Source organism: Microcoleus sp. BM001215392, from assembly GCF_036700185.1.
GTDB lineage: Bacteria > Cyanobacteriota > Cyanobacteriia > Cyanobacteriales > Microcoleaceae > Microcoleus.
In genome coordinates this window covers 1-3,133 of sequence record NZ_JAUBOJ010000294.1, presented here as the reverse complement: position 1 = coordinate 3,133, position 3,133 = coordinate 1, and the positions used below count along the sequence as shown (strand labels likewise).

Genomic DNA, 3,133 nt, shown 5'->3' with positions numbered 1-3,133 from the left:
GGGATTAGGTTGGGTGGCGAGAAACCGGGTTTCTATGACAATTTTCGGTTGAGTAGCAGAAATTCAATCAGAAACCCGGTTTCTGGGATTAGTGCGATCTAATTTCTGTCGCTGCGTGGCGAGAAACCGGGTTTCTATGAAGATTTCGGTGGAGTACGAGAAATATCGGAAGAAACCCGGTTTCTGAGATTTGGGTGCGTCCAATAAATTTTTTAGATAAATGCGGCTTGATTATTATTAAAAATAAGAATATCTCCCGATTCACAATCGGGAGAATATCAAAACTACTCCACAATCCAAGGACTCAAACAAGGAGTCCAACTACTCAATTCTTCAGGTTTAAACCAAAGACTAATTTCCTGATTCGCAGTTTCGACAGCATCAGAACCGTGAATAATATTGCGACCGACATTCACAGCCAAATCGCCGCGAATTGTTCCCGGTTCAGAATTCAGAGGATTTGTCGCGCCAATCATTTTTCTCGCAGAGGCCACAACGCCCGATCCTTCCCACACCATCGCCACCATCGGCCCGGAAGTGATGAAGTCTACCAGTCCCGCGAAAAACGGTCTTTCTTTGTGCACGCCGTAATGCTGTTCGGCTAGTTCGCGACTCGCCGTGATTAGCTTCATCCCAACTAGGGTAAAGCCCTTGGCTTCAAAACGACCGATAATTTCGCCGACGAGTCCGCGCTGTACGCCGTCGGGCTTAATTGCTAAAAAAGTCCGTTCCAAGATTAACTCCTATTGTTTTCTTAACCGATCCAAAAGACAGAGTAGCTCACAATGCACCCAAAGGCAATTCTGAGAAGAGAAAATTGTTATTTTGGGACTTGCGCGCAACCTTTATATGTATTGCGCTCTTCGGCGCACCGAGATCGCTTATAAGTAGCGACTCCAACTACTTTTTGCCCAAATCTCGATCGGGTAATTTATCCTATATGATGCAAATCACAATTTTCTGTGACTTCAAACACTCTTACCTATGATATCAAATACAAATAAGTATGATAACAAACACAATTAGTAATGCTCAAAAACATACATAATTAACGAAGGTATAAAAATGAGTGAAAGCGCAGCAGGTTAGGGGAAAAAGCTATGAGAGATATTGTAGCATTCATTGCACAAAAAAAGCAAGAATTTGCCAAATTGCCGTTATTTGAATTTATGGCAAACAAACATATTCACCCGAATCAACGACTAATTTTTGCACCTGTACTCGATCCTTTGGCTGTGGGATTGAGCGACTTAAACAAGTACGTCCTCCGAGAATCTTCTAGTAACAACAAAGTTCAGGAACTGATTAACAAATATACTTACAAAGAAAACTACTACTGGCAGGGATATTTGCAACATCTAGAAACATTGGGCTTCAACAACTTAATGAGTTACGGCGACTTCAGGCTGCTTTGGGGTCAGGAAACTCAAAAAACTCGATCGCTCTGTTCGGTGCTAGAACGCTACGCTTGGAATGCCTCTCCCATTCAAAAACTCGTGTTAGTGGAAGCCCTGGAAGCAACCGCCAGGATTTTTTTTGAGGCGGCGCTCGAAGTAGTAATGGAATTACAGGAAGTTATCAAAAAAGAATATGTTTATTTGGGAGGAGGTTATGTGGGTTTGGAAACTCATCACATTTTAAATACACCGGAGATGTTGCAAGTTTTAGCAGAGATAGAACTTACTAATGCCGAACGCCAAGCAGGTTTAGATTTAGCACAAAATGTATTTGAACTATTTACCGAAGCGATGAATGAACTCTTCGGACACACCCAAACAAATTCTTGCAAGACTGTGTTGCAAATATCGTCAATTTCTCCCTTCGATCGCGCCCTCGACTGTTTGGACGTTTGTTAAGCTATTCTGCATTGATATTTAACTTTTTGGGCGGGTTCCGAAAGTGCCCACCCACTCATTGTTTGAATTAACAGAATTGTTACCGCGATCTTGTACAACGGCTTAATGATTTAAACAATCACTAAATTATCCCGGTGTACCGCAGTTTCTACACCCGCATAGCCTAAAATCTCAGCAATTTTATCCGATTTACAGCCCTGGATTTGTCTCAACTCTAAACTGCTATAATTGACAAGTCCCCTCGCAATTTGCTTGCCTTCTGTGTCGCACAAATGCACGGAATCATCAGCTTGAAATTCTCCTTCTACTCCAGAAATGCCCGCAGCTAAAAGCGATTTTCCACCGTGGGAAATTGCCTTGACAGCACCCGCATCTAAATACAGTTTTCCAGCGGGAATTAAGACGTTGGCTATCCAGTGTTTTCTAGCGTTTACTGGGCGCGGTTGCGGCTCGAATTGAGTACCTATCGACTCTCCGTTAAGTATTTTCTCGATATTACCAGGAAAGCCACCGTTGGTGATGACTGTGCGCACTCCCGATGCTGTGGCGATTCTCGCCGCTTCAATTTTTGTCACCATTCCGCCGGTTCCCCAACCGCTGCGGGAATCTCCTGTTTGCACGTCCAATGCTGCCAGTTGTGCCATACTTTCTACTAGGGCGATCGGCTGTGCGTCGGGATTGCTGCGCGGATCGGCGGAATACAGCCGATCGACATCCGTGAGCACAAACAACCAATCTGCTTCTACCAAACTCGCCACTAGCGCCGACAGCGTGTCGTTATCGCCAAATTTGAGTTCGTCTACCGCTACAGTATCGTTTTCGTTGACGATCGGAATTACGCCCAATCTCAGCAGTTGTTGAAACGTATTGTAGGCATTAACATACCCATTGCGCTGCACCAAATCGCCTCTGGTGAGCAATACTTGGGCGATCGGCTGTTGTAGAGTTGTGAACAAGTCATCATATACGCGCATCAGCCGCCCTTGTCCCACGGCCGCCACAGCCTGCTTCAGAGCGATATTTCGCGGGCGTTCCGTCAAGCCCAAGCGCGCGCAGCCCACCCCCACCGCACCGGAAGAAACCAACACTACTCGATGTCCTTGCTGCCGCAAACCCGCTAAAAGTTCGACTAATGTAGCAATAGTTGACAGAGCTAAGTTCCCGGTAGTCGATCGAGTCAGCGTCGAAGTTCCTATTTTAACAACAATAGTTTGAGTCATTAGTCAGTTGTCAGTTGTCAGTTGTCAGTTGTCAGTTGTCAGTAGTTAGTTGTCAGT

3 protein-coding genes are annotated in these 3,133 nt (G+C 45.0%); 1 reads left to right on the top strand and 2 read right to left on the bottom strand.

Going from position 1 to position 3,133, the window contains the following annotated elements:
- Positions 1-284 precede the first annotated feature (284 nt).
- Entirely contained in the window at positions 285-734 is a 450-nt protein-coding gene (gene ndk, locus QT974_RS25010) for a nucleoside-diphosphate kinase (RefSeq protein ID WP_333471107.1), read from the bottom strand.
- A 366-nt stretch (positions 735-1,100) separates the two neighbouring features.
- On the opposite strand from ndk, the gene QT974_RS25005 reads away from it, so the two are divergent.
- The gene (locus tag QT974_RS25005; RefSeq protein WP_333471106.1) at positions 1,101-1,856 is read left to right on the top strand and encodes a hypothetical protein; all 756 of its coding nucleotides are present in this window, start codon (positions 1,101-1,103) and stop codon (positions 1,854-1,856) included.
- A gap of 110 nt (positions 1,857-1,966) precedes the next feature.
- Here QT974_RS25005 and proB read toward each other — a convergent pair whose 3' ends face one another.
- Entirely contained in the window at positions 1,967-3,076 is a 1,110-nt protein-coding gene (gene proB, locus QT974_RS25000; RefSeq protein WP_333471105.1) for a glutamate 5-kinase, read from the bottom strand.
- Positions 3,077-3,133: the final 57 nt, after the last annotated feature.